The organism is Algoriphagus pacificus (assembly GCF_017254845.1).
In the GTDB taxonomy this organism is placed as follows: Bacteria; Bacteroidota; Bacteroidia; order Cytophagales; family Cyclobacteriaceae; genus Algoriphagus; species Algoriphagus pacificus.
Genome location: NZ_JAFKCU010000002.1, coordinates 345,509 through 370,183, shown reverse-complemented (window position 1 = coordinate 370,183; position 24,675 = coordinate 345,509). Strand labels below are relative to the sequence as shown.

21 protein-coding genes are annotated in these 24,675 nt (G+C 37.7%); 8 read left to right on the top strand and 13 right to left on the bottom strand.

Annotated elements, in window-relative coordinates; genetic code table 11:
* Nucleotide 1: 1 nt before the first annotated feature.
* The 3 genes from J0A69_RS08390 to J0A69_RS08380 are packed head-to-tail and all read right to left on the bottom strand — an operon-like array spanning nucleotide 2 to nucleotide 5,259.
* On the bottom strand, nucleotides 2-883 hold the full coding sequence (locus J0A69_RS08390; protein WP_206586114.1) for a YicC/YloC family endoribonuclease: 882 nt from the start codon (nucleotides 881-883) through the stop codon (nucleotides 2-4).
* Nucleotides 884-898: 15 nt separating this feature from the next.
* A complete protein-coding gene (locus tag J0A69_RS08385) occupies nucleotides 899-4,189 on the bottom strand; it encodes a biopolymer transporter Tol (protein WP_206586113.1) in 3,291 nt (1,096 codons plus the stop codon).
* Between the two features lie 23 nt (nucleotides 4,190-4,212).
* Nucleotides 4,213-5,259, bottom strand: coding sequence for an NAD(P)/FAD-dependent oxidoreductase (locus J0A69_RS08380; protein WP_206586112.1), 1,047 nt, complete (start codon nucleotides 5,257-5,259; stop codon nucleotides 4,213-4,215).
* Nucleotides 5,260-5,314: 55 nt separating this feature from the next.
* On the opposite strand from J0A69_RS08380, the gene J0A69_RS08375 reads away from it, so the two are divergent.
* Genes J0A69_RS08375 through J0A69_RS08355 form a run of 5 tightly spaced genes read left to right on the top strand, consistent with a single transcriptional unit; the run spans nucleotide 5,315 to nucleotide 12,384 of the window.
* The gene (locus tag J0A69_RS08375; RefSeq protein WP_206586111.1) at nucleotides 5,315-5,968 is read left to right on the top strand and encodes an MBL fold metallo-hydrolase; all 654 of its coding nucleotides are present in this window, start codon (nucleotides 5,315-5,317) and stop codon (nucleotides 5,966-5,968) included.
* Entirely contained in the window at nucleotides 5,965-6,657 is a 693-nt protein-coding gene (pssA, locus tag J0A69_RS08370; protein ID WP_206586110.1) for a CDP-diacylglycerol--serine O-phosphatidyltransferase, read from the top strand. Before J0A69_RS08375 ends, pssA begins: the two co-directional genes overlap by 4 nt.
* Entirely contained in the window at nucleotides 6,654-9,902 is a 3,249-nt protein-coding gene (porU, locus tag J0A69_RS08365; protein ID WP_206586109.1) for a type IX secretion system sortase PorU, read from the top strand. The genes pssA and porU overlap by 4 nt, the downstream gene beginning before the upstream one ends.
* Nucleotides 9,899-11,110 (top strand): type IX secretion system outer membrane channel protein PorV, encoded by a 1,212-nt coding sequence (gene porV / locus J0A69_RS08360; protein WP_206586108.1) that lies wholly within the window; start codon nucleotides 9,899-9,901, stop codon nucleotides 11,108-11,110. The genes porU and porV overlap by 4 nt, the downstream gene beginning before the upstream one ends.
* 2 nt (nucleotides 11,111-11,112) lie before the next feature.
* On the top strand, nucleotides 11,113-12,384 hold the full coding sequence (locus tag J0A69_RS08355) for a M16 family metallopeptidase (RefSeq protein ID WP_206586107.1): 1,272 nt from the start codon (nucleotides 11,113-11,115) through the stop codon (nucleotides 12,382-12,384).
* On the opposite strand, the gene J0A69_RS08350 is transcribed toward J0A69_RS08355, so the two are convergent.
* From J0A69_RS08350 to J0A69_RS08340, 3 genes are read right to left on the bottom strand one after another with little or no spacing between them, the layout of a single operon-like run.
* Nucleotides 12,385-13,335, bottom strand: a complete 951-nt coding sequence (locus tag J0A69_RS08350; protein ID WP_206586106.1) for a glycosyltransferase — start codon at nucleotides 13,333-13,335, stop codon at nucleotides 12,385-12,387.
* Nucleotide 13,336: 1 nt separating this feature from the next.
* A complete protein-coding gene (locus tag J0A69_RS08345) occupies nucleotides 13,337-14,266 on the bottom strand; it encodes a GNAT family N-acetyltransferase (protein ID WP_206586105.1) in 930 nt (309 codons plus the stop codon).
* Nucleotides 14,238-14,663 (bottom strand): sugar 3,4-ketoisomerase, encoded by a 426-nt coding sequence (locus J0A69_RS08340; protein WP_206586104.1) that lies wholly within the window; start codon nucleotides 14,661-14,663, stop codon nucleotides 14,238-14,240. Before J0A69_RS08340 ends, J0A69_RS08345 begins: the two co-directional genes overlap by 29 nt.
* Nucleotides 14,664-14,777: 114 nt before the next feature.
* Between J0A69_RS08340 and J0A69_RS08335 the strand changes: the two genes are divergently transcribed.
* Nucleotides 14,778-15,389, top strand: a complete 612-nt coding sequence (locus J0A69_RS08335; RefSeq protein WP_206586103.1) for an IMPACT family protein — start codon at nucleotides 14,778-14,780, stop codon at nucleotides 15,387-15,389.
* Here the strand turns inward: J0A69_RS08335 and J0A69_RS08330 are convergent.
* Genes J0A69_RS08330 through J0A69_RS08320 form a run of 3 tightly spaced genes read right to left on the bottom strand, consistent with a single transcriptional unit; the run spans nucleotide 15,382 to nucleotide 18,617 of the window.
* Entirely contained in the window at nucleotides 15,382-15,984 is a 603-nt protein-coding gene (locus tag J0A69_RS08330; protein WP_206586102.1) for a 3'-5' exonuclease, read from the bottom strand. The genes J0A69_RS08335 and J0A69_RS08330 overlap by 8 nt on opposite strands.
* Nucleotides 15,981-17,438, bottom strand: coding sequence for a Na+/H+ antiporter NhaC (gene nhaC / locus J0A69_RS08325; RefSeq protein ID WP_206586101.1), 1,458 nt, complete (start codon nucleotides 17,436-17,438; stop codon nucleotides 15,981-15,983). The genes J0A69_RS08330 and nhaC overlap by 4 nt, the downstream gene beginning before the upstream one ends.
* Before the next feature lie 51 nt (nucleotides 17,439-17,489).
* A complete protein-coding gene (locus J0A69_RS08320; RefSeq protein WP_206586100.1) occupies nucleotides 17,490-18,617 on the bottom strand; it encodes an NAD(P)/FAD-dependent oxidoreductase in 1,128 nt (375 codons plus the stop codon).
* Between the two features lie 78 nt (nucleotides 18,618-18,695).
* Between J0A69_RS08320 and J0A69_RS08315 the strand changes: the two genes are divergently transcribed.
* Nucleotides 18,696-19,175: an Mpo1 family 2-hydroxy fatty acid dioxygenase gene (locus tag J0A69_RS08315; protein WP_206586099.1), complete on the top strand. Its 480-nt coding sequence runs from the start codon at nucleotides 18,696-18,698 to the stop codon at nucleotides 19,173-19,175.
* Here J0A69_RS08315 and J0A69_RS08310 read toward each other — a convergent pair.
* Entirely contained in the window at nucleotides 19,169-21,457 is a 2,289-nt protein-coding gene (locus J0A69_RS08310) for a patatin-like phospholipase family protein (RefSeq protein WP_206586098.1), read from the bottom strand. The genes J0A69_RS08315 and J0A69_RS08310 overlap by 7 nt on opposite strands.
* A gap of 220 nt (nucleotides 21,458-21,677) precedes the next feature.
* Here J0A69_RS08310 and J0A69_RS08305 point away from each other — a divergent pair, with 220 nt between their 5' ends.
* A complete protein-coding gene (locus J0A69_RS08305; RefSeq protein WP_206586097.1) occupies nucleotides 21,678-22,175 on the top strand; it encodes a DUF4494 domain-containing protein in 498 nt (165 codons plus the stop codon).
* A 68-nt stretch (nucleotides 22,176-22,243) separates the two neighbouring features.
* On the opposite strand, the gene J0A69_RS08300 is transcribed toward J0A69_RS08305, so the two are convergent.
* From J0A69_RS08300 to J0A69_RS08290, 3 genes are read right to left on the bottom strand one after another with little or no spacing between them, the layout of a single operon-like run.
* On the bottom strand, nucleotides 22,244-23,236 hold the full coding sequence (locus J0A69_RS08300) for a DUF6515 family protein (RefSeq protein ID WP_206586096.1): 993 nt from the start codon (nucleotides 23,234-23,236) through the stop codon (nucleotides 22,244-22,246).
* 18 nt (nucleotides 23,237-23,254) lie between these two features.
* Nucleotides 23,255-23,986 carry a DUF2092 domain-containing protein gene (locus J0A69_RS08295; RefSeq protein WP_206586095.1) on the bottom strand — a complete coding sequence of 244 codons (732 nt, stop codon included), beginning with the start codon at nucleotides 23,984-23,986 and terminating at the stop codon, nucleotides 23,255-23,257.
* A 58-nt stretch (nucleotides 23,987-24,044) separates the two neighbouring features.
* A complete protein-coding gene (locus J0A69_RS08290) occupies nucleotides 24,045-24,662 on the bottom strand; it encodes an HD domain-containing protein (RefSeq protein WP_206586094.1) in 618 nt (205 codons plus the stop codon).
* Between the last annotated feature and the right edge of the window lie 13 nt (nucleotides 24,663-24,675).

The following is a 24,675-nucleotide window of genomic DNA, read 5'->3' as shown; positions in this document are numbered from 1 at the left end:
TTTACAATACATTCATGGATTGCTCCTTTATTTTTTCTAATTCATCCTTCATCAAAATAACGTATTTCTGAATTCCCGCATCATTGGCTTTTGATCCGATAGTATTGATTTCCCTCCCAATTTCCTGACTGATAAAACCGAGTTTTTTACCTTGGTTTTTTTCTTCCTTCATGATTTTTGAAAAATACTTTAAATGAGTATCCAATCGAACCAATTCCTCAGTGATATCTAATTTTTCAAAATAGTAAATCAACTCTTGCTCAAATCTATTTGCGTCAAAGGCATTTTCATCCAACCAATCATTGAAATGGTTGCGGATCTTATTCTTAATTTTTTCTTTTCGCTGACCTTCTTCTTTTGCCACACTGGCTAACCCTTGGGAAATTGCAGCAATATTTTCATCCAATTTTTCTTCAAGTGAATTCCCCTCGTCAACTCTGAAATCATCACACTTTTGAAGAGCTTCCATCAATATTTCTTTGACTTTGTTCCATTCTTGAACTTCATCTTTTTCTTCGGAAGAAACGTTATTGATCACATTTGGAGCTTGAAGAGCTAATTTGAAAATATCTTTCGTGTCATCACCAACTGAATTAGCTAGCCCTTTAAACTTATGATAGAAAGTAGTGAATAACTCCTGATTGATTGACACAGGCAATTCTTTGGAGCTTTTGGATAGAAATTCTATCGAAACGCTGACTTTACCACGATCCAAGACCCCTTGAACCAGGTTTCTTATTTCATGTTCTTTTTCCGAAAATTGTCTTGGACTACGAATGGAAAGATCCAAAAATTTTGAGTTGAGCGACTTTACCTCCACATGGATAATAAGATGCTCATCCTCGAATCCGGCATTTCCAAAGCCGGTCATCGATTTGATCATAATAGATTTTGAGTATTAGAAATTGATGCCCAAAGTTACATAGAACTTCAGATCTTCATTCTTATAATTTCGGACTGGTTGTGCCACGTCAAATTTCACATAATAATTCAAAAGAACGGTGCGCAAACCTGCTCCATAACTCTGAAGCCAAGGATTATTGAAATTATTGAGAACAATTGTAAATGGAGAACCTTCGGTATTGATCACTTCGGTATTCTGATCATTTACTTTTTCCCAAGGTGCCGATTCATTCCAAGCTGAAGCAATGTCATAGAAACCAACCAATTGGAAGTTTCTAATGAAATTAGAAGTGATATTACCCCTCGTCAAATAGGAGAATATAGGAATCCTCAATTCCGAGGTAAATGAAATCACGTTTCTTCCACGGATTTCATCATAATCGTATCCTCTGAGATCAACAAAGTCAGCAAACAAGATATTAGAATTCTCCACACCGGATGGGTTCCGAATTGGAGAACTCTCCGGTCTATTGGACGGTGGTCTATAAAATTCATTAAACAACCAATTGTCCATACCTCCCACCAGATAGGTCTGTGGATTGTTGCCCATAAATGAGCCAGCGTATAGCTTAGAAGCGAAAATTATATTCTTGTGGATCTTTTGATAATTTCTCAAGTCAAGGTAGAAATTGCCAAATGACCTGGAAGATTTATTCAAAGACTGATATTGCATGTATCCAATTTTTCCTTTGAATCCAGCCTGAGAATAAAGCCCAATTGCTTCCGTTTTATCAATCACAAATTCAGCTTTCCCTCCGATGTAATTCACATCAAATCTGTTTTGATCCGGAACAGTACCCAAAATCAAAGAATCAGAATTTAGGTTGAAATATTGCGTTTTGGCAATAAATGGAGCAAGAGTGAATCTTGTATTAATATTGAATGGATAAGAGAATCCAGCTTCAATTTTAGTCAAGACATACTTTTGGAATGTAATATCTCCTTCGGAAATCCGAACAGTTTTGCGATCGAATCTAGCCTTGAAATCGATTCGACTTTTTAGATACTCATATTCAAAGAAAATATCACCACCTGATCTAAAATCCAGCGTAGTCATCACTCCTCCATAAAAAGAGTGATTATCCAAAAGATCTGTCATTTTCCCTGTTAAACTCACGCCAAAACCTCTTAGTGGATCTACTACAAACCGGGTATTGATGCTATTGGTGAGGAATAGTGGCTCCATCCCTCTTGGTCCGGAAACCCTCTTTTGAAGACTTTGCTTCCTGAAACTATCTAATAAATTAATCTTATTCGATGTCTCATTTACGTTTTCCTTTGCAAGTTGTGGATTAGGCAGAGAGTCAAAAGTATAATTATCGGTATCAATTCCGTTTTTAGATTCAAATCTCAACCTATCCAAATTAATGGAATTTGACTTGTTTTTGTTAACTGTATCAGCTGGCATCAAAAGTGGATCTTCCGCAGGAGCTTTTTCTGGTTGTGGTTCGGGAGTTGGATTGTTTTTCTCCTCCAAAAGTCTTCTGGCAGCTATTCTTTCATTTAGCGATTTTGCTTGCTCCAGCTGAATTCTAGGGGTACTTGGAGTAAATTGATCCGAACTGCTGTAGCTTTCAATCTTCAAAAAACTTTCCCGCCCATCTCTAACGGCATATGCAATTTTATTCATCCGACTATTCACATCAAACACCTCGATACTTTTGTCAAATGCAGAAATTTGATTGGCGACCTGAGAACTTACACTTAATCGCATCAAATTATTTATACCACTCAAATCAGATAGGAAAACCAAATTATTACCATTGATTTTTCTTGGCAGAACATTTTTACTATTTGTATTTGTAAGTCTCTTGGTGACAATCGTATCACCCACCTCCATTAATTGAAGATTATAAAAGTCAGGTAAGGTCTTTAGATCTATTTCTTTTAGATCAAGTGAATCTGGGAGTTCGGTAAAGTTTGTGGAATAAATGATCGTAGAATCATTCAAGAACATTGGAGTCAGATCATCAAAAATATCATTGGTGAGTCGTTTTCCCTGTCCTCTGGTATTCAATGTATAGATATCAGTTTTTCCATTTGAAATTGCTGAAAGAACCATATTTCTACCAGACTCATTGAAATCCAAACTTAAGATCTGGGTAATATTTCTTAGGAAAATTTTATCCTGACTACTTCCATCTATCGATCTTAACCGCAGTGTCGTAATTCCTCTTTTGAATGATGCGATTGCAATATTTGCAGAATCTCTCCAAGCAATAATTGGCGATGAAAAATTAGGTTGCTGATCCTGATAAACTGCCCCACCCTGGAAAATTGTGCGTTCATTTCCAGAACTGATTTCCCTTACCTGAACCTTATATTTACCTCCATTATTGATAACGTAAGCTAAATTTAATCCATCAGGGCTAAATTTTATGTCATTTATTTTTCCAATAACTTTTGGTGAAGTAGTAGCAACAGCACCTTCATCACTCAAATTTTTGAAACTATTAAAGACTTGCTGGTTTATTGTTGTGTAATATTTTCTCCACTCTTCTTTGAATAAATTGTAATTAAGTCCTACCGTATTGGCAATACTATTTTCTTCATTTCTATTGATTCTAGAAAGGTTTAGAATGCTTGAAATGTAGCGCCTACCATACCGCTCAGCTATGTAGTTCCAAACCGATTGACCGACCAAAGCCGCCTCATGTTCCTTTAATTTTAACAGCTTTGGATTATCTTCCTCTTGCAAGTAATGCCTTACAAAATCATCCATCTCCCTGCTCCAGCCAGCTGCCAGATAAAGCGCAATTCCATCTATGTACCATTCTGGAAAAGCATTTACCAGATTAGACTGGAAAGCATCAGCAACAGATGAACCATAGAGCATCTCTTGAATAATTACTTTCGAAGTCGCATAAATCAGGTCTCTTTTGAATTTATCAACCTCGCCTTTGTAAGAAACTTCTGCAATTAATCTATTGAAATCCGTCTGCCCCTCCTCATAGAGCTCCATTTTATTCAAATTCAAATTGCTTTGAAGCAATTCTTCCGGAGAGTTATAGATGTAGATTTTAGGCTTTGTGTATGCAACATAGCCGATCATCTGGGTCAGTCGATTAAATTCACTTTCCAGATATTCAATCGCCATTTTTGCATTTGCTCCACCACGGTCATAGTAATACACCTCAAAATTATTTGAGGTAAAATAATACCATTCAAATTGCTGGTGTTGAACTCTGTTTTTTCCGAATCTATCCTGGTCAAACTGGGCCTGGACTAAAAATGAATTCAACCATAAGCCAGCAAAAATCAATATTCGGTAAAGGTGATATCGCATTCGTATTGCTGAAAGATGTTTTTTTAAATATAATTAAAATACCTAGCTATGTCTACTTCCTTGGCTATGGATGTTTTCCCCAATAAATAGTCACACATGATTTTGCTGAAGTAAGGCACAAGGGATACGCCTTTCGCACCAAAACCATTGAATATGTAAACGCTCTCGGCCTTAGGATGTTTTCCCAAAAATGGTTTTCGATCTCTTGTGGCAGGCCGAATTCCAGTTTTATGCGACACAATTCCCTCAATTGGTAATTTTACCAAATCTTCTAAGCGCTCCAAAATTTCAGATTTAGCTGATTCTGTGGGGCCTTGATCCAAATCATGTTTTGTGTAAGTGGACCCAACCCGATGAATTCCTTCGCCCAAATGAACTCGAAATACGCCTCTATTTACGATGTAATCTGGGCAAAAGGCTTGCTTAACTTCGAGAATTTCTCCTTTGACAGGTGCAAAAGGAAGAAAACCGAAAAATCTTGACTGCATAGCACCGAGTCCATTGCAATAGATCAAGGCCTTTGCTTGAAAATCTTTATACTGCCAAAGTTCATTTTCAAAAGCTAACTCTTCTTCCTCAAAAGTTTCTATCACCAAATCCTCTTTGAAATAACTTTTCATTGCTTCCAAAAAGTCTGGGATTTTGAGCCAACCTGATTGTTTTAATAAAACTCCTCCGTAAGAATCTTTGAGGTCTGGGCTTTGACTTTCTGTGTAGATTTCTTCCAGATATCTCAAAAATCCTTCTTCAGCACTATGCCCCATCCATTCATTTTGCTCTTCTATGGAAAGAAATGGACGATAGATATTTTGCTCCATTAAAAACCGCTCGCCAGTCATTTCCTCCAGTTCCTGATAGAAAGGTTTGATTTCCGGGAAAAGCAGATCAGCATTCCAGGTTTTAACCATTTTTCTCCCTGTCACAGGATTATATAAACCTGCAGCCACCCTACTGGATTGATTTCCTGTAGGTTGGTCAATTATTCGGATTTTTTTTCCAGCTTGCTTTAATCGGTAGGCCAGAGCAGTACCTGCTATCCCCTGCCCAATCAGCAAAAAATCAATTTCCATGGCTCAAATTAAAGGTATAATTCTTTATTTTGTTGCCTAAGCCAACACAAATCCAATGCTCCATATTAAGTCTTTTACATTTAACCCTTTTCAGGAAAACACCTATTTATTATATGACGATCAAGGGACAGGAGTATTGATTGATCCGGGGTGTTATGAAAAAGAAGAAAAGGAAGAGTTAAAAGATTATGTGCAGGAAAATCAAATAAAATTGACTCAGCTTCTAAATACACATTGTCATATTGACCATGTTTTGGGAAATGCCTGGGCCATGCGGACTTTTGGTATTTCTTTGGCCATCCACAAAGCTGATTTACCTGTATTAAAAGCAGTAGAAACCTATGCATCAAACTATGGATTCCATGCTTTTGAGCCATCCGAACCAAATGAATTTCTTGAAGAAGGGAAAACCATCCAAGTAGGGACGGAGTTGCTTCAAATACGATTTGTACCAGGTCATGCTCCTGGCCATGTAGTTTTCTACCATGAAGAATCCGGACAATTGATTGCTGGTGACACTTTGTTTAGAGGAAGTATAGGGAGAACAGATTTGCCTGGCGGAAATCATAATCTTTTGCTTAGCAAGATTAAATCTGAGTTATTTAGTCTTCCTGATGAAACCGTAGCCTTTCCGGGACATGGACCAGAAACAACCATCGGTTATGAAAAAATTCACAACCCATTCGTGGGTATAAATGCCAGATCTTGAAAATCAAATCCCATATCCCAAACACAGTCACCTTATTGAATCTGCTTTCAGGCCTGATAGGAATCGTCTGGGTTTTGAATGGAAATATCATTTCAGGCGCCTATTTTATTTTACTGGCAGCATTTTTCGATTTCATTGATGGATTTGCGGCCCGAATGCTAAAAGTCCAAAGCGAAATTGGAAAACAATTGGATTCCCTAGCTGATATGGTCTCATTTGGTGTGCTACCTGGATTTATCTTGTTTTCTATGGCAGAGGTCAATTCTAAGATCGAGTGGCTTCCTTACTGCACCTTGGTTTTACCCTTATTTTCTGCGCTACGGTTAGCTAAATTCAATATTGACACAAGACAATCAGATCGTTTCATCGGTGTACCAACGCCAGCAGCAGCACTTTTTGTAAGTACTTTGCCACATTTTGCCATACAATGGGTTCAGGCCGGAACAATCATCACTTCGCCTTTTGTCCTCGTTGGAATAGCTTTCGGACTTTCCCTACTACTGGTATCAGAGATCCCACTGATTGCTTTAAAGTTTAAAAGCTTCGACTTTTCCTCAAACCTGTACCGCTATTTATTGATTTCTATTAGTGTCGTTTTATTTTTAAGTCTGGGTCTGGCTGGCTTCCCCTTGATCATCCTTGCGTATATTGGATTATCAATGGTAGAAAATGCGACCCAAAGAAAATGAAACAGGGAATTAAGATATTTTTCTTACTTCTATTTATAGGTATTTCTTTTTCGGAGAAAGGGATTTGTCAATCCACTTTTTTTTCATTCAAAGTCCCAAAATCTGGCATTTACAAAATCACGGAAGCTGAAGCCAGAAAATTAGGAGCAAATTCCTTGGATGAAATTTCAATAGCAGGATTCCCCGGAATGCTTCCTCAAAAATTAGATCCGGAGCAATTTGAACTTCAGGAAATTCCTTCTCAAATAAATGGCGATGCAAAATTTTTCTATTTAGAAGGCCCTAACTCCTTTGCTTGGGAGGATGAAAAGTGGAATTATCAACATCATTTGTTTGAAGACAGTCTCAGCTACCTCATTGGTATCGGAAAAAAAGGAACTACCATAAGCTCTATCGAATTACCTGAAGAGGACTCTGCCTCAAAGCTGGTTTATAAACACAAGCATGATAAAGGTGAAGAAAACAACATTTTAAATTCAGGTAGAATTTGGTATTCCGAGCCAATCTTTCCGGGAAGCTCCCGTACGATTTCAGTATTTAGAGAATCTGGTTCAAATTCCAATTGGAAGGTTTTCGGGAAAATCATGGCAAGTGCAAAGGCAAGTTCTGAAATAAGTTTATTAGCAGATGACCAGGTAATTTCTAAAACTGCTTTTGATGCCCTTCCCAATAGCACTTATGGAATCAAAGGCAGGGAAGAATTGTTGGAAAAGGAATTCAATACGCAAGAAACCAAATTGGACAGGTTAAGGATTAGCTTCCAAACTTCAGACCTAAATGCTTCCGCCTATTGGGATCATATCAGCGTCGCGATTCCATATCAAAGCACAGAACTGGATACAGGAATCTACTACAATTGGTCTATGGAGTCGTTTTCAGCTCTCCCAAAAAATGGATTGAGTTATTGGGATATTTCTGACTTCTATGAACCCATTGCAATTCAGAATTCGCTCGGTTTTTCTACTCAAAGCAGAAAGATCGCAGTTTTCAATCCTTCAGCAGTCGAGGAAATCAAAACGTTCGAGCCTTTAACTTTATCTCCCTTTTCAGCGTCTTCATCTCCTGCTTTGCTAATAATTACAACCAGAGAATTTTCATTTGCTGCAGAAAAGCTAAGGAACCATAAAAACTCGCTGGGAATCAGTTCAGAAATCGCCTACCTCTCAGATATCTATTCCGCTTTTGGTTATGGAAACAAGGATATCAATGCAATCAGAAACTTTATTGCAGCCAAATACCAATATGGAAAATCCCTAAAGAATGTGTTGATTTTAGGAAAAGGTACATTTGACTACAAGAATAAATTCGGTGGCAGACCTAACATCATCCCTATTTACACCAGCCGAAACAGTTTGAATCCCTTAACGACTTTCAGCTCTGATGACTTTTATGGTTTAATTGATTTGGGACAGGGGTATTGGGAAGAAAGTCGTGAAGGCGATGAACTGATGCAAATCGGCGTTGGAAGACTTCCGGTAATAAATACCCAAGAAGCGCTGATCGTGGTAAATAAGATTATTGACTACGAAACTTCATTAAAACCTGGACTTTGGAAAGAAAGCATTTCTTGGCTTGTGGATGATGGTGATAACGGTATCCACATGCGAGATGCGGAAGCTTTGAGTGAAAATATCAGAAAATCCGCACCTGAAATCATCCAAGAAAAACTTTACTTGGATAGGTATGAGCAAGAATCAACAGCTCAAAACCAAAAGTCACCTGAGGCGAGCGCAGCTCTATTAAAAGCTTTAGAGAAAGGCAAGCTGCTTATAAATTATATTGGTCACGGAAATGAAACGACCTTGGCCGCGGAGGAAATCTTACAGGTTTCTGATATTTCGGATTGGCCAAAACAAGATAATCTTGCTATATGGGTGACAGCTACTTGTGAATTTGGAAGACAAGACAGCCCTTTTGTTCGATCATCTGCAGAAGAACTTCTAGTAGCAGAGGGAAAAGGAGCCATAGCCCTTCTAACAACTGGACGTCCTGTTTTCTCCAGTGTCAACTTTTCTTTGAATGATGCTTTTTCTAAAGAGGTTTTTAAGCTTGTTGGTGGCAATTACCAAGACCTTGGTACTATTTTCAAGAACACTAAAAACAATAGTTTAAATGGATCCCTCAATCGAAATTTTTCACTCATTGGTGACCCAAGCCTAAGACTTGCTAAGCCTGAGTTAGAAATTAAAATAACTTCGATCACTGATGAAAATGGATCATCTTTGGAGACATTACCGATTGGAGAAGAAGTGATTTTAGAAGGTAAAATCATCGACCCCTTACCTGGTTCAAAATTGATTGGATATGAGGGTAATTACACCCTAGAGATTTATTATCAAGAGGTTGAAGAGAAGACTTTAGGGGATGAAAACTCACCTTTTGAGTTCGAAGAAGAAAATACCGTTCTATTTAGAGGCGAGGGAATAATCAGCGAAGGGAATTTGAAATCTACATTTATTATTCCCTCCCATTTGGAAGAAGAAGAATTTCAAGGAAAAATAAGAATAATCGGCTCAGATCCATCTCTTGAATTGGAGGCTTTTGGCTTTCACTCTTTAGATTTCAAAAGAGGAATTCAAGAAGTCCTAGACCAAAACGGCCCTTTGATTTCTGTTTTACTAAATGGGCAATCTCCTAATTCCAGTTCTTTTCCTTCTAAATCCTTATCTGCCTTGATCAATTTGGAAGATGAAAGTGGGATTGATATTTCCGGGCTCATTCCAAATCAATCCATTCAAATTCAGGTTAATGGAGAAGAAAGAATCATTTTAAATGAGTTTTTCAAAGCTGAAGAAGGTAATTATAAAAAAGGAAATTTGGAGTTTTTGCTTACTGGTTTAAATGAAGGCAAAAATCAAATAAGTATTGAGGCTTGGGATAATTTAGGAAATCAAAGTATCTTGACATTAGAGATTCAGGTAAAAGGTAGTGAGACTTTAAAAATCTTAAATCATAAGACATACCCTAACCCAACAAATAGCGTAAGTAACTTTGAAATTGAACATAATCGGCCTGGAGAAAACTTTCAAATTACATTTTCGGTATATCAAACTACAGGACAGACAATATTTGAGCAAACATTTCGTTTGGTCAAAGCACCTGCTAGAATTGATGATTTATCATGGATATTTTTTCAAAACCAAACAAAATATCCAGCAAAAGGAACTTATATTTACAAATTAACGCTTCAAGCTGAATCTGATAATGCATATGCAACAGCAAGCGGACAAATCGTGATTAAATGAAAATAATGGCCAATAGAAACAGGAAAAACTTACTCCTATTTGTTTTCACCCTGGCTAGTTTTACAACTTTTGCCCAGAACAGTACCATTATATCTGGACAAGATCCGACCAGAAGGGTGATAACTACGGCTGTTCCATTTTTAAATTTTGCACCAGATTCCAGACATTCAGCGATGGGAGATGTCGGTGTCGCAACTTCCCCAGATGCAAACTCAGCCCACTGGAATTCAGGAAAATTGGCATTTGTAGAAGACAAAATGGGATTTTCCCTTTCCTATTCCCCTTGGCTTGGTAAACTTGTAAATGACATGTCTTTGAGCTATTTGGCGGGATATGTGAAAATAGATGAAGTATCCGCTTTTGGTTTTGACCTACGCTATTTCAACATGGGTGATATTCAGCTCACCGATGGAAGAGGAAACGAATTGGGAGAATTCAATCCAAGAGATATCGCCATTGGAGGTACCTATTCAAGAAAATTATCATCAAACCTAGCTTTAGGTATTTCTGCCAGATTTATTCATTCAAATCTATCTGGAAATATTTCATCATCCGGAGGAAGTGAAAGTAGACCAGGAATAAGCGTAGGAACTGACGTTGGTCTTTATTATCAAAAGCCAATCTTCTCTGGAGCGAAAGAAGGAACTTGGTCTTGGGGTGTCAACATCTCTAATATAGGTCCAAAAATCACTTACAATAGTGCCGATGATCTGGATTACATACCTACCAATTTTAGGATAGGTACAGCCTATTCTTTGGATTTGGATCCTATGAACACCATTACATTTGCCCTTGACTTCAATAAACTCCTTGTCCCAACTCCTCCAATTTATGCTACCAATGAAGATGGAACATCAGTAACCGATGAAGACGGGAATTTGGTTATCCAGCAAGGGAAAGACCCAAATAGACCTTTGATTTCAGGTATGTTTGGTTCATTTGCGGATGCACCTGGAGGTTTTTCTGAAGAAATTCAGGAAGTAACTGTTTCCTTCGGCGCAGAATATACTTACGCTGAAAAATTCAATTTACGCACTGGTTATTTCTTTGAAAATAACAGTAAGGGAGGTCGTAAATACTTCACTATGGGTGTTGGGTTTGATCTAAAGCGTATCGGATTTGACTTCTCTTATTTGGTTCCCCAAAAGCAAAATCACCCACTTGCTGAAACTCTTAGATTCACTTTACTTTACACCATTCCAAATTAATAATGGGTTTAGACAGGTCCAAAGCTCCGGAATTTAAAGTTCCTGAGGATTTTGAACTATCTCCACCTTTGCAAGCCACTTTAGATAATGGCGCAAGGTTGTTTTTTAATAATACCCCAAATCTTGAGGTAGTTAAAATTGAGGTAATTGGAAAAGGCAGAAAAGCCTCTCTCCCACTGAATCAAAATCTTGTCCCCTCATTTACATTGGCTTTACTCCAAGAAGGAATACAATCAAAATCAGGAGAAGAGCTTGCTAATTTCTTTGATTTCCACGCAAGTGAAGCCAACCCAATTCTTTCTTTTGCAAATGAAGGATTGAGTCTATTGACCACCAGAAAGCATTTAAATCAAGTCTTAGGCGTCTTCATAGAACTCTTTACAGAAGCAACTTTTCCAAAGGATGCCTTGGACAAAAGAAAATCTCAGAAGCGCTTAGGCTTAAAGCTTGAAAAAGAGAAAACTTCCGTAAGAGCTGGTCAACTTTTCAGAAAATCCTTATTTGGATTGGATCATCCTTATGGCCTGGAAACGGAAGAAAGTCATGTAGATGAAATTACTGTAGAACGTCTCCAATTTTATTATAGGGAAATGCTTTGGCAGGATATCGAAATCTTCGTTAGTGCTAATCTTTCGGAGTCAGAATTTGAAGAATTGAAAGATGCGCTTTCAAAACTTCCCAATAGAAAGCCTACAGAACAAGTCCTGCTACCAGAAATAAAAACGAATTATCAATGGATCGAATCGCGAGAAAACGCAGTTCAAAGTAGCATTAGAATTGGGAATTTTTCCATCCCTAAATCACATCCTGATTTTATCGGGCTTTCCGTATTTAATACCATTTTAGGAGGATATTTTGGTTCCAGATTAATCAAAAATATCAGGGAAGACAAAGGCCACACCTATGGAATCTATTCCAGTTTGGCAGAAATCGGTGATTCTGAATATTGGGTCATAGCTGCGGATGTTCAAAAAGCTTTTTACCAAGAAGTGATTCAGGAAATTTACCATGAAATCAACAGGTTGATCGTCGAGCCAGTTTCCTCAAGTGAGTTGGAAGTGGTTCGAAATTATATGATAGGGCAAATGCTGTCTCGATTCAGCTCTTCATTTGATCTGATGGATAGATTTAGAGCTGTGCACCAATCTGGAATGGATTTTTCTTACTATTTCAAAAAACTGGATTATTTAAAATCATTTACTTCCGAAGACATTCAACTGCTCGGAGAGAAATATTTTAAGGATAAGGAATTTGTAGAGATTGTAGTAGGATAATCAGGCTACGCGGGTGTAAAGCCAGGAAATATCCAGTTTCAATGATGCCCAGATTTTATAAACAAGAAAGATCGGATTCTTAATTCCTATTTCCACTCCCAAATCAATAAATCCTTTGGCAACTTCAAAATTTGCAGACCAAAGCGCATGCTTTAATTCATACAATACCCTTGCTTTCAAAGCAGAATTTTCATCCTCTGTTTCATTCATTTCTTTGATCTTCCGACAAACTATTAGGGTACTTGGCAGGATTTTGGAATTATAGGCCTGATATTGCTGACTGGACATGGAATCATTATGTTCTCTTTTCAAAACCCCAACATGATCCGAAAATAACAAAGGATACTTTCTCGCCATCCTGATCTGAATATCAAAATCCTCATAGCTTAATTGCTCATCATAGCCACCCTCTTTGACTAATATCGGGCGATTGAAAACAACTGTAGGTGAACAGATCGAATAAGACTTCACTAAGGTTTCGTAAATTTTACTGGTTTCAATCACCTCGATTAATTCCCCTCCCGTTTTCCTTTTGTAAAATGTCTTCACTACTTCCTCATCGTCCAGAATATATGCATCAGAAAACACAAAAGCCGACTCTGGAGATTTTTTTAACATACTTACAGAAATAGAAAAATGCTCAGGATATAACACATCATCCCCTGACAGATCAATTATAAATTGGCCTTTTGTCTTAGCTAAGATTTCATTAAAAACCTGGGGATAGGGTCTTGACTCGGAAATTGATATTAGCTCCACTGGGATAGAACCAGAACTTTCATTGATCCATTTTTCAATTACTTCGAGAGAATTATCTGTACTGCCATTATCCACCACAAATAATTCCTTAGAAGAATAATTTTGAAGCCTTACACTTTCTAGGCACTCTACTATCCAAGGCGCATGGTTATAACAGATGCAAATGACAGAAACAGTTTCTGAATAGATCATATTAGAGGCTTTTTGCCCAAGTTATCTTATTTGAAATATCATTCGAAAACCTTGATTTAAAAAACAATAAGGAATGATTTGGCTCCGAACCAAGGTCTGATGATCCTAAATCAATAAAATCCACCTTTTGTTCCGCAGCCACTTTAAATAATTGATAAAGCATCAGTTCACCACCATACTTGATCGTCATTTTGGGATTGATGGCAGATAGAAAATAATATAGACTATCAGAAGTCAATTTCACCCCCAAGCAATGTCCAACTGGCATTTCATCTTTGATCAGGTTAATCAAAAAGTAACGATCTGGATATTCCGAAACCTGCTGAATAATTCTATTTTCATCATGATTTACGGTATAGCCTCTTTGCTGATTCCAGGACTTAATATGCTGCAGGAAATAAAAGTTTCCGATAGTACTCTTCTCAATAGAAACGCCAGCATCTTTTAGCCGTTGCTGAAACTTCCCTTGTTCCTGTTGCAAAAATTTCTTGATTTTCTTTCTTCCTAAGAAAAATTGATGGCTAAGAACCTCTTTGGGCTCAAAGTGACTTTTAAATAGCAAATACCCCATCAAATCTTGGTACTCTTCATAGGGTTTAGGGGCTTGAATGATTACAACTTCCTTAATTTTCAAATCCCCTAAGTGAGCTACGATAGCATTCAGGAAGTCAGAAAGTACGTCAGAATGAAGTTTATCAGAGATAAAAAATCCTCCAAACGGAGCCATAGGAAGAGAAGTAGCTACCGATTCCTTGGAAACCGAAAAACTGATCTCTGCTTTTTTCTTTCCCTTTTTTAATAAATAAAAATCCAATCTGGCTTCCTCCCCTTCACAGGAAAAATTGCTAAGTAGAAAATCCTTCTCTTCAAAATCGGAAGAAACTACTTGCAATTCAAAATTCTCACCGATTTGCTTTAGTATAGTTGTCAAAGTCTTTTTTGTCTCTTATGTAGTCTTCCTCAGAATATTTTCGATCACAAAGTGCCAAAAGGATTGCCTCTTTTCCAAAACTGACAGAAATCCAGTGTAATGGAGGAACAAACAATCCTTTGGAGGAGGAATTCAAGGTGAAATTCATAACTCTTCCTTCTATATCAGTTACTTCAACTTGAAGCTCTCCTGAAATTGCCACGATCACTTGAGATTCTTTCATGTGAGCATGGTTTCCTCTCGTTTCCCCAGGTTTTACTTTTGAAATCCAAAAGCATCGCTGGATTCCTTTGGGGAATAATGCTTCATTATCCCAAAACCTCAACTCTCCAGATTCCGAAACATGCCCTGGAAGCTCAATCATTTTGGGTGACTTTGCCTGTTTAATTTCTGTCATTCAATCAAATTCCTAATTTGTTAAAATTAACAGATTTTGGAGGGATTCAATTTACTCAAAAGTTAAATTTCTAATTTAGCTTTTCATTCATCGCAATTACCCTCTCTTTTTTAAATGGACACAGAAGCTTTTGACGATACTTATTTGACCCTTTCAAAAACCACCGAAGGACTATACAAGGATCGAAGCAGTAAGTTTTTTTATTTCTCCTTTCCCGTAAAAACCGAAGATGAAATCAAGGAAAAGCTGAGCGAATTGAGAAAGACATATTATGATGCCCGACATCATTGCTATGCTTATATCCTTGGAAAAGAAGGAGATGTTTTCAGAGCTGTGGACGATGGAGAGCCCAATCATTCTGCAGGAGATCCAATCTTAGGTCAAATCAGATCCAATAATCTCACAAATACTCTGATTGTAGTGGTTAGATACTTTGGAGGGACTAAGTTAGGAATGAGCGGGCTGATCCAAGCTTACAAAACCTCAGCAGCTTTGGCAATCGAAGAAAATGAAATTGTTGAAGAAAAAGTATTGGAGACAGTTAAGATTCAGTTTGAGTATCCTGCCATGAATGAGGTAATGAAGCTGGTGAAATCTATGGATCTGACAATCCTAGATCAGGAAATGGAACTAGCCTGTAAAATGGACTTGGAATTTAGAATGGGAATCAAAAATCAACTTTTGGAAAGTCTCTCAGAAATAGAAAATCTGAGTATTCTTACTTAAATAAGTCATCTAAATACCCTTCATTTTTCAATTTCTGAAAAATCTCCAAACAAGCCCAAGCATCTGTAGCAGCATACCTTTTTTGCTTTTCTGTCAATTCTTCTGCTTCCCAATTTGAAACCTGCTCAGCTTTGGAAATCCTCATTTTCAAGACCATTCCGCAGAGATTTCGGACTCCCACATTGTGAAATCCCACTTTTTTCAATTCATCATTCAAATCAAAAAATGATTGGGCATAAAATGAATCGGTCAACTTTGCCAGACCTTTGATATCATCATGGACCGCAGCTCCTACTTTGACAATCTTTTCATTTTCAAGCAAGTTTCTCAACTCATCAGGAAATCCTCCAAGTAAGTTTAGGCGGAATAAAAAAGCTTGAGTTGAAGTTGACAATTGAAGAAGCCCAACTGAATTCACCACCCCTCTTCTGAAAGCAGGTTTTGTTTCAGTATCAAAACCAATAATGTTTTGTTTGGCAAGAAACTCTGCTGCTTCCTCCACATCTTCCATCTGGTCAATCAAAAATATTTCTCCTTCAAATTGACCTAAGGGTAATTCGTTTATTTCTTCTTTACTTATCCTAAATGGAATCATGCCAACTCTTCTTCTTTCTCGTAATAGGTTATTCCAATCTTCAGGTATCCAAATAAGATAGTCATAAATGGACTGATGATATTAAAAAAACAATAGGGTGCATAAGTCAATGTTGCAACTCCAAGAACCGAAGCCTGCGTTGCTCCACAGGTATTCCAAGGCACTAAAACTGAAGTCACAGTGGCTGAATCTTCCAGTGTTCTACTAAGATTTTCAGGCTTCAAACCTCTTTTCTTATAAACATCTGCATACATTCTTCCAGGAACCAAAATTGCCAAATATTGATCTGAGGTGGTAATATTGAAAAACACACAGGTAGCAGCAGTGGAAGCAATCAAAGATCCAACTCTGTGAACCTTTCTGATGATGGCTTCAGCCAAAACTCTCAACATCCCGCTTTCTTCCATAATCCCTCCAAAAACCATCGCACATACAATCAACCAAATGGTATTAAGCATACCTGCCATACCTCCTGTCACCAATAATTCATTGACTATGTCATTGCTGGTTACAATACTTATTTCACCATACAAGGACATCATGACTGCTTTGAAACTTTGGTAAGCATAGGATGCATCTTCAGCAGCTATCAAAGTGATGATATCTGGCTGAAATATTACTGCAAATACTCCACCCAGCAGCGCTCCAGCCAATAAAGCCGGAATGGCAGGTACTTGTTTTACAATCATTACCAAAACAACGATCGGCACAATAAAAAGCCAGCCACTGACATTGAATCTTTCTAAAATAACAGCAGAGATATTTTTCACATCATCGACCGAGCCTTGGGTTTCATAATTCAAACCAATGACTATAAATAAGATCAAGGTGATGGTCATAGATGGAACAGTAGTTCTCGCCATGTATCGAATATGAGTAAACAAATCAGTTCCTGCCATTGCAGGTGCCAAATTGGTCGTATCAGATAAGGGTGACATTTTATCTCCGAAATAAGCACCGGAAATAATCGCTCCTGCTATGATTCCTTCTTCAAAACCCAATGCTTTTCCAATCCCCAAAAGCGCCACGCCCACGGTAGCAACAGTAGTCCAACTACTACCCGTAGCTACAGAAACCACGGCACTCACGAAACAGGCAGCAAAAAGGAAAATGGTAGGATTCAAAACCTGTAGTCCGTAATAGATCATGGCAGGCACGATTCCACTCAATAGCCAGGTTCCAGCCAAAGCTCCAATCAAAAAGAGAATTAGAATACTTGACATCGCGGAACTGATACTTTTTACGATACCATCTTGAAGTGTTTCCCAATTATAATTCAGCCTGAAAATAGCCACCAAAGCGGCTATAGAGGCTGATAAAATAAGGACTATCTGATTAGAACCAGAAAGCCCGTCGGTTCCGAAAATCTGGATATTTAAAACCAGGAGTACAATCAAAAAAATTAAGGGAATAAGGGCGTCAAAAACCTTTGGGGCACGAGTAATTCCTTCCATTAATCGGTGTTTGGTGAATTTAAGGTTTGAATCTAATCAAAAAAAATTACTTTATTTTTCCGAAATAAGTGCTGACAGTTCTTTTCCGACCTGCCAACCTACTGCCACTCCCATTCCACCCAATCTAACAGCAAGAGCTGTCTTTTCACTAATCCGCTCGATGATAGGCGTTTTTTTCTTCCCAAATGCCATAATCCCTGTCCACTCTCTTTCCCATTTAAATTCCTTCCCAGGGAAAATCACCTCTTTGGCCAATTGATCCAAATGTGATTTGATTTTGGGGTTTACTTTAAAATCTGTGGAATTCTCACCTTCAAAATCCACATTCCTAGCTCCTCCCAAAAGAAGTCTTCCATCAATTTTTCTAAAATAAACATACCCTTTATCCATATGGAAACTTCCTTTCCAAGGAATTTCAAAATCCAATGGTTCACTCACCATCACCAACCCTCTACCAGGCTCTAGCTCTGCAGTTGGAAGTAATTGTTTTGTAAAAGCATTGGTACAGATAGCCAACCGCTTTGCTACAAATGAGAGTGACTGATTACTGAAATTGTCAGTAGCGGATATCTCTCCTGATTCGGAGTCTACTTGCTTGACTTCCGCCCCAGTAATAATTCTGACTCCCAGTTCACCAGCCATTTTCCAGAGATTATTTAGATACTTTCCAGGATCCAATTCTCCTTCAAACTTATTTTTAACTATCGCTTTCACACTTGGAGCAAAACCAAGTTTTCCAGAATCCTTGACGGTTGAAAAGACTTTTTTCTTAAAAATGCCTTTTAAAAATTGATTGACTTCACCCATCCGTTCCAAAGCAGCAATTTGGCTTTCATCCAAAAGTTCAAAACCATTGCTATCCTGATATCCTAATGCCTTATCCCCAAAAGTCTTTCTGATTTGAACCAAGCCCTTATACCTTCTCTCTACCAAGCCCAAAACTTCTTCGGGGGTCATGTGCCAAAAATCATCCAGAATCTCTGTCAAGCTTCCGAAACAGGCAAAACCGGCATTCTTTGAACTCGCCCCAGTTGGAAATACTCCTCGCTCCAAAATGGCCACATTTGCCTTTGGATGCTTTTTTTTGAAATGAATAGCAGTAGAAAGTCCTACAAATCCAGAACCTACCACTAGCAAGTCATATTTCAGAAAATTTTTCTGTTCCCAATAGCTCAACATTTTCTGAACCTATTTTAAATTTTAATTAGAAGGATTTAGTATTTTGAATAAATCTAGCCCAAATAACTCATAAATGTGATGCGAAAAATCGATTTACTGCTTCAGGAATATGGAATGAGTCACCAAAACCAGACAAATAAATTGATCCACTGGATTTGTGTGCCTTCTATTTTTTTCAGTATTGTTGGACTTATTTACTCGATTCCTTCAGAGCAAATTTCAGTCTTTATGCCCTTTTTAGAAGGTTTTGCTAATTGGGCTACCTTCATTTTGCTTATTGTCTTGGTCTATTATGTTTCCTTGTCTCCTCCTTTAGCCTTAGGAATGTTTTTCTTTTCTGCTCTTTGTCTTGCATTGGCAAATTTCCTAGAGTTGGAATTTCCCGGAAAGCTTTGGCTAATCAGTATCGGCATTTTTGTGGTAGCCTGGATATTTCAGTTTTATGGGCATAAAATAGAAGGCAAAAAACCCTCATTTCTAAAAGATCTACAATTCCTTTTGATTGGACCTGCCTGGCTTATGCACTTTATTTATAAGAAAATCGGAATTGCTTATTGAATTGAATCATTGAGTTGGATCGCATCTTGATGAGCGAAAATTTCTTTAAGCTTAAGTAAACTTTGCTGGTTTTTTTGGGTGTAGATACTGGCCAAAATCGATTTCTTTTCACGCGCAGTTAATCTCCAGTTTAACGAGGCCCGCTGCATGGTTTCCTGACTACCTGTTAATTCCCCAGCTTGTACCTTTTCGGGAGCGTATTCGAATTCGATTTTATCGATATCAAAAGGCATGGACTCATCCATGTAATTAAATAACACTTCATTCTGAATAGTCTGGACATTATCCCAATTGGAATAGATGTTTTTTAGCGGTGTAAAGATCTTTTCAAATATTTTAGGAGGGGTTGTGGGAGGAATCTCCACCACCTTCTCAGAATCCCGAATCGTAATCAAAATCACTCCTGAAGTATTCTCTGAGATCCACTTTTGGAACACGTAGGTGAATCTTAATGCATCCTGAATCCCAAAATTATCAGAAAGACCAGTATCCATCGTTTCCATTTCAGGTACCGATGGAAGCTGAATATTTGGAGTTATAAATGGGAAAGTTGCGCTCATTCTCAAGGCAGATAAGAATCTCAAGTTCCCTGGATCATGATCATGGAAAAAGCGCAAAAAATCTATCGATTGCTTCTTTTCATCAGCTCCGCTTTTTCCCAAGGCAGAGGTACCTAGATATGACATGGAATTGGGTGAAATCACCAACTTCCTTCCGTCATTCGTAATCAGGGAAGTAACTGGAAGCATCGGTATTTTCGCCAAAGTTTCAGGCTCTTTATAGGCCTCAATCGGCTTATCCATGATACCCTCAGTATTTAAATTCAACTGGTTTTCGAAAGCAAAACCTCGGTCTTTTAAGTGTCTGTACCCCCTGTATTCGAAATATTGATTTCGAATCAGCAAGTCATTCACCAAAAGTGTGAAAATGATGGGGTTTAGGTTGTCCGCAGACATTTGATCTAAATACTTTGGATCCAAAGGATCAAAATTGGAATCAGTCTGTGATCTCAAATAAATTTCCCTGAAAAATGCTTCTCCCAATACGCCTCCAGAGGCCCCGGTAAAAAGCTCAGTATGCTTTATTACTTCTCCATCGGCAATTCCATAAATAGATTGCAAAACATGCAAAGTCCAAAGAGCTGCCCTTTGACCACCTCCACTGGCAGCAACCATAACCATTTTTGGCTTCTCTTCCAATGGAAACTTAGACTTCCAATTATTCAGAATTTCCAAAGTCTTATTTCGGTCCTTGGCTACTGTATCCGGATGCAATAATTGATTTAATCGTTCCAGATTATATAATTCCGGCTTGGAATTGTAGTCAATGCCAAAGGCTTCATGTGGTCTGTTTAAAAAGGAGAAATTGGAGAAATAATTCATCAGAAAAATCATCCCGATAACTGTGACTGTTGCCCATTTCCGCAGCCAAAAACTAACCGCCCCAACCAACATCACTAAAATTGCCAAAAGCAAAGTAGCACTCATCGCTGCAGGCAATTGCAACACAGGTTTTTCCTTGAAAAAGCCCAAAAACAAAACAAAAAGAATCAAAAAAACCTGTATCAGGAATAGGTTTAAGTGGTTTTGATCAAAGACTCTCAGAAGCTTAGTACCTTCAAATCGTGCTATATCGGGTCTGACTTTTTCAAACCTGAACTTCATATTTACAAAATACAGTACCTTGTCATTTTTGGTTTTCAGCTCTTTGTATTGGCTAATGACATTGGCCCTGGTAAGTCTGACTTTTCGAAGACGTTTATCTACCGACCCAGCAAAAAGGATAAAAAAATCTTTATTCGTGATCGAGAAATATCCAAAAATCAATGAATAAGAAAGTATACTCCCTGCAGAAAATCCCAAGAAATACTGCAAGACTATCCACTCAGAAGAAAGATCATTTCCCAATTGAAAATTGATAAACCTGATGCAATAAATCAGATAGAAGATTAAAGGGACAATAAAGTTATTGAGACTGAAATGGATAAATGGTTTCGGTAAAACCGCCAAAAATTTGAATTGGCTTCCGTCCATGATATAGGTGGTCATGTGAAAAGCCATGGTCAAAACTGCAAATCCGATTCCCATCATCATGAAACTGATCCAGGAAACCTGATGTAAATATTCAGGATCTAGAAACAGAAATGGGATTCCAAGCACTACACCGAACTTTTCTAGGATGATTCCCAGTAACAAAGCCCAGATGGAGATCAGAGCAAGATTTTTTCTAAGGTGAAGAAGTAAAAGTTGAACTGGAAAACTGTACCAGATTTTATCGCGCATGATCTGTGATTTCGCTTTAATTTACGGCTTTTATCAAATCTGTACCAATTCATTTTCTATTGACTTGAACTCATGCTATCGAATGAATTATTTTTTGGGTCAAGTAATTTGATAATCAATCTATTAATGAATTTTAAAACAAACCTTTAGCCAGTTTTAATAAGAATTTTATGGTTCTTCAATCGATAAGATTTAGATTCACGATTCAATTGAAAGAAAGATGAGAACCTGGTTTTTGTGTAAAGTAAAATACGCTAAAGAAAACGAAGAAGGATTGTTGAAAAACATATCTGAACAATATATGGTGGATGCTGTCTCCTTCACTGAGGCTGAAGCGATCATTTATGATCGACTAGGATCTCAGATCAGAGGAGATTTTCAAGTCACAAACTTGAGCAAAAGCAATATTGTAGATGTTTTCTACTATGAAGATGCTGATATCTGGTACAAATGCAAGATTTGTTATTTGGTAGCGGATGCAGATAGTGGAAAAGAAAAAAAGGTAACCCAGTACATGATTGTGACCGCTGCTGATGTCAAAGAAGCCTACGACAGGATTCAGGAAAGCTTAAGCAATATGCTGGTTAGCTTCAGAATTCCGGACATAGTAGAAAGTCCAATCGTGGAAGTCTTTCCATATGAAAAAGATGAGGTAGCAGAACAGTTACCAGAAGGAAATTTCAGACCACTTTCTGAAGTGGAAGAAGACCAGGAATAAATTGGTCTAAATAAAATAGCCCCTAACTACATCTGTAATTAGGAGCTATTAATTTTTTGAGACTATAATTACTCTTCTACTTCTTCTACCTGAACTATTTCATACATGTCTTTACCATCTTCTTGAACAGGCATGTAATAGGTGTCTCCGATTTTCACATAAGTCTGGTCACCAATTTTTACCTCTTTTCCACCTTCAGGTAAGGCATCTACTACAGCTCCTGCTGGAGGAGGAACAACTGTATAACCTCCCTCGGATTTTTCATAAAAAGTACCTCCATAGTAGTAATTGTTTACAGTTGGACTTACTTCCACCTCTTTTGATTCTTTGGGAATTACTTTTACAGTAGCTCCTTGAGGCGCTTCCACGACCACATAACCTTCATCCGTCTCTACATAAAAGACTCCCTCATCATAATTATAATCCTGATTTTCAACTGAAACCACAATTGCCGTTACTGCCAAAGTAGCGACAAAGAATCCCCAAGGATGCCATACTGGTCCCCAATAGAAAGGTGCATAGGGATGATAGTAATAAGGCCTAAACCAACTGAAACCAAATCCTCCCCAAATAAAAGGAGGTCTTGGATAAGGTCTATAATATGGTCTGTAAGGACGATAGTTTCTTACATTGTTATTTCTAATGTTGACGTTATTTCTGTTGTTCACATTAACGTTCACATTTTTGCTGTTGTCGATATTGACACGATTTCCAATATTATTCCTTGAATTATTACCGACTTTATTGTCTTTAATACTGGAAACTTTACTGTTTTTTGTTCTATTGTTAGTCACCCTAGAAGAGCCTCCATTTAAGGTCGGTCGCGAACTTGAGTTTGATTGTCGGGTGGTCGGTTTCGAAAACGACCTTTTGGCTTGAGAAGTCTGAGGTCTAGATGTGGGCCTACTCATAGGTCTGGAAGGAGCTTGACGGGTTGTTGCTGGTCTTGCTGCCGCCCTTCCACCTGCTCTCATTCGTTGAGCCAAACTTTCCTCAGGAGAAATTATCATCATTAATAGCCCTAATCCTAAGGTGAATAAATTGAATTTAAAAGCTTTCATAATCGATTTTCTTTAGGATTAATTTTGTTTCAGCCAAGTGATTTGTCTGGCATTAGGAGGTGGTAAAAATTCGAAAATTGAATCTGGGTAATCCATATTGAGCGCCCAATCAGAAAAATCCGTTTGATGCTGATGAGCCACTCCTTCGCTTAAATAAGTAATTACAATTTTCATGGGAAGGAAATAAGCATCGTCCGAAACCCATATTTGAGCTGAAATCGAATCATTACTTCCCATGACATGTAAAGCCCTTTTTCCATTTATCTGAGCCACTCCCAAGTATAAAACCTCATCCATTTGATCTACAAAATCCTTGGAGAAATTTGGATAAAGAAAGTCTGCGGTAGTCAGCTCAATTCCAAAATCCTCATATAAATAATCAATGGTTTCAATAAGATTATCCGGAGCATCTGCAACTGCATAAATGTTATTCGCAAACGAAAAATAAGTTACCTGACTTCCATCATAAGAATAGATATCCTCATTTTTTTCTCCATGATGTCTTACAGAAAACTTATTAGGCCCCTTTATAATCACTTCACTTTTTGAAAAAACCTTGATATAAAAATCATCAGAATAGGCTACATCTTTTGAAACTTCTGAAGTAAATCCTACGCTCTTGAGATCTCCGAAAACAGCTCCCATTCTGTCAAGAATGAGTACAGCAGTGGTATCAATGTTTTTTTCTTGTGCCTTAGCTCCAAAAGCAAAGAAAAAAGTAAGTAGTAAAAAACTCAATCTTTTGTCCATAGTAAGTCATTGAGAATGAAAAATCTATATAATTTAAAAACTAGAATTTAAAAATCACTTACTCCTCTAACGAAAGCGCAAATTTTTGATGAATAATTACAAATTGTATCAATTCATCTAAAGAAATCCCTGCTTTTTCTGTGGCATCCGCAATATCTTCCCTACTTACCTGGGCTGCGAACGTTTTATCTTTTAACCTTTTTTTGACTCCCTTTGCTTCCATTCCTTCATAACCAGTAGGCCGCATCAAAGAATATGCATGTGTAAATCCACTTAATTCATCAAAAGCATAAAGCATTTTATCCATTTCAGTTTCTGGTTCCACTCCGAAATACCTAGGGCCATGAGAAGCAATGGCTCGGATTATTTCAGGATCGATTTTCCTTGACTCAAGCTCTTCTATGATTTTTCTGCAATGTTGGTCTGGCCACTGGTCCCAATCAGCATCATGAAGTAAGCCCGCCAAATACCATTTGTGCTGAACTTCCGCTGAGTACCCTTTGGATTCGGCATATTTCTTCATTAAAAACCCAACCTGCTTCATATGAACCTGCAATTTGTCATTAAGGACCCAATCATTTAAAAGCTTTAGAGCCTCCTCTTTTGAAAGTACATTTCCAATATTTTTTGGATCTCCGAAACTGGATCTATGTAGTTTTAAAGCTTCGTTATTCATTTTGAATCTATTT

Coding starts and splice junctions, on each gene's coding strand:
- J0A69_RS08390 (WP_206586114.1), bottom strand. CDS start 883: ATGATCAAATCGATGACCGGCTTTGGAAATGCCGGATTCGAGGATGAG.
- J0A69_RS08385 (WP_206586113.1), bottom strand. CDS start 4,189: ATGCGATATCACCTTTACCGAATATTGATTTTTGCTGGCTTATGGTTG.
- J0A69_RS08380 (WP_206586112.1), bottom strand. CDS start 5,259: ATGGAAATTGATTTTTTGCTGATTGGGCAGGGGATAGCAGGTACTGCT.
- J0A69_RS08375 (WP_206586111.1), top strand. CDS start 5,315: ATGCTCCATATTAAGTCTTTTACATTTAACCCTTTTCAGGAAAACACC.
- porU (WP_206586109.1), top strand. CDS start 6,654: ATGAAACAGGGAATTAAGATATTTTTCTTACTTCTATTTATAGGTATT.
- porV (WP_206586108.1), top strand. CDS start 9,899: ATGAAAATAATGGCCAATAGAAACAGGAAAAACTTACTCCTATTTGTT.
- J0A69_RS08355 (WP_206586107.1), top strand. CDS start 11,113: ATGGGTTTAGACAGGTCCAAAGCTCCGGAATTTAAAGTTCCTGAGGAT.
- J0A69_RS08350 (WP_206586106.1), bottom strand. CDS start 13,335: ATGATCTATTCAGAAACTGTTTCTGTCATTTGCATCTGTTATAACCAT.
- J0A69_RS08340 (WP_206586104.1), bottom strand. CDS start 14,663: ATGACAGAAATTAAACAGGCAAAGTCACCCAAAATGATTGAGCTTCCA.
- J0A69_RS08335 (WP_206586103.1), top strand. CDS start 14,778: ATGGACACAGAAGCTTTTGACGATACTTATTTGACCCTTTCAAAAACC.
- J0A69_RS08330 (WP_206586102.1), bottom strand. CDS start 15,984: ATGATTCCATTTAGGATAAGTAAAGAAGAAATAAACGAATTACCCTTA.
- nhaC (WP_206586101.1), bottom strand. CDS start 17,438: ATGGAAGGAATTACTCGTGCCCCAAAGGTTTTTGACGCCCTTATTCCC.
- J0A69_RS08320 (WP_206586100.1), bottom strand. CDS start 18,617: ATGTTGAGCTATTGGGAACAGAAAAATTTTCTGAAATATGACTTGCTA.
- J0A69_RS08315 (WP_206586099.1), top strand. CDS start 18,696: ATGCGAAAAATCGATTTACTGCTTCAGGAATATGGAATGAGTCACCAA.
- J0A69_RS08310 (WP_206586098.1), bottom strand. CDS start 21,457: ATGCGCGATAAAATCTGGTACAGTTTTCCAGTTCAACTTTTACTTCTT.
- J0A69_RS08305 (WP_206586097.1), top strand. CDS start 21,678: ATGAGAACCTGGTTTTTGTGTAAAGTAAAATACGCTAAAGAAAACGAA.
- J0A69_RS08300 (WP_206586096.1), bottom strand. CDS start 23,236: ATGAAAGCTTTTAAATTCAATTTATTCACCTTAGGATTAGGGCTATTA.
- J0A69_RS08295 (WP_206586095.1), bottom strand. CDS start 23,986: ATGGACAAAAGATTGAGTTTTTTACTACTTACTTTTTTCTTTGCTTTT.
- J0A69_RS08290 (WP_206586094.1), bottom strand. CDS start 24,662: ATGAATAACGAAGCTTTAAAACTACATAGATCCAGTTTCGGAGATCCA.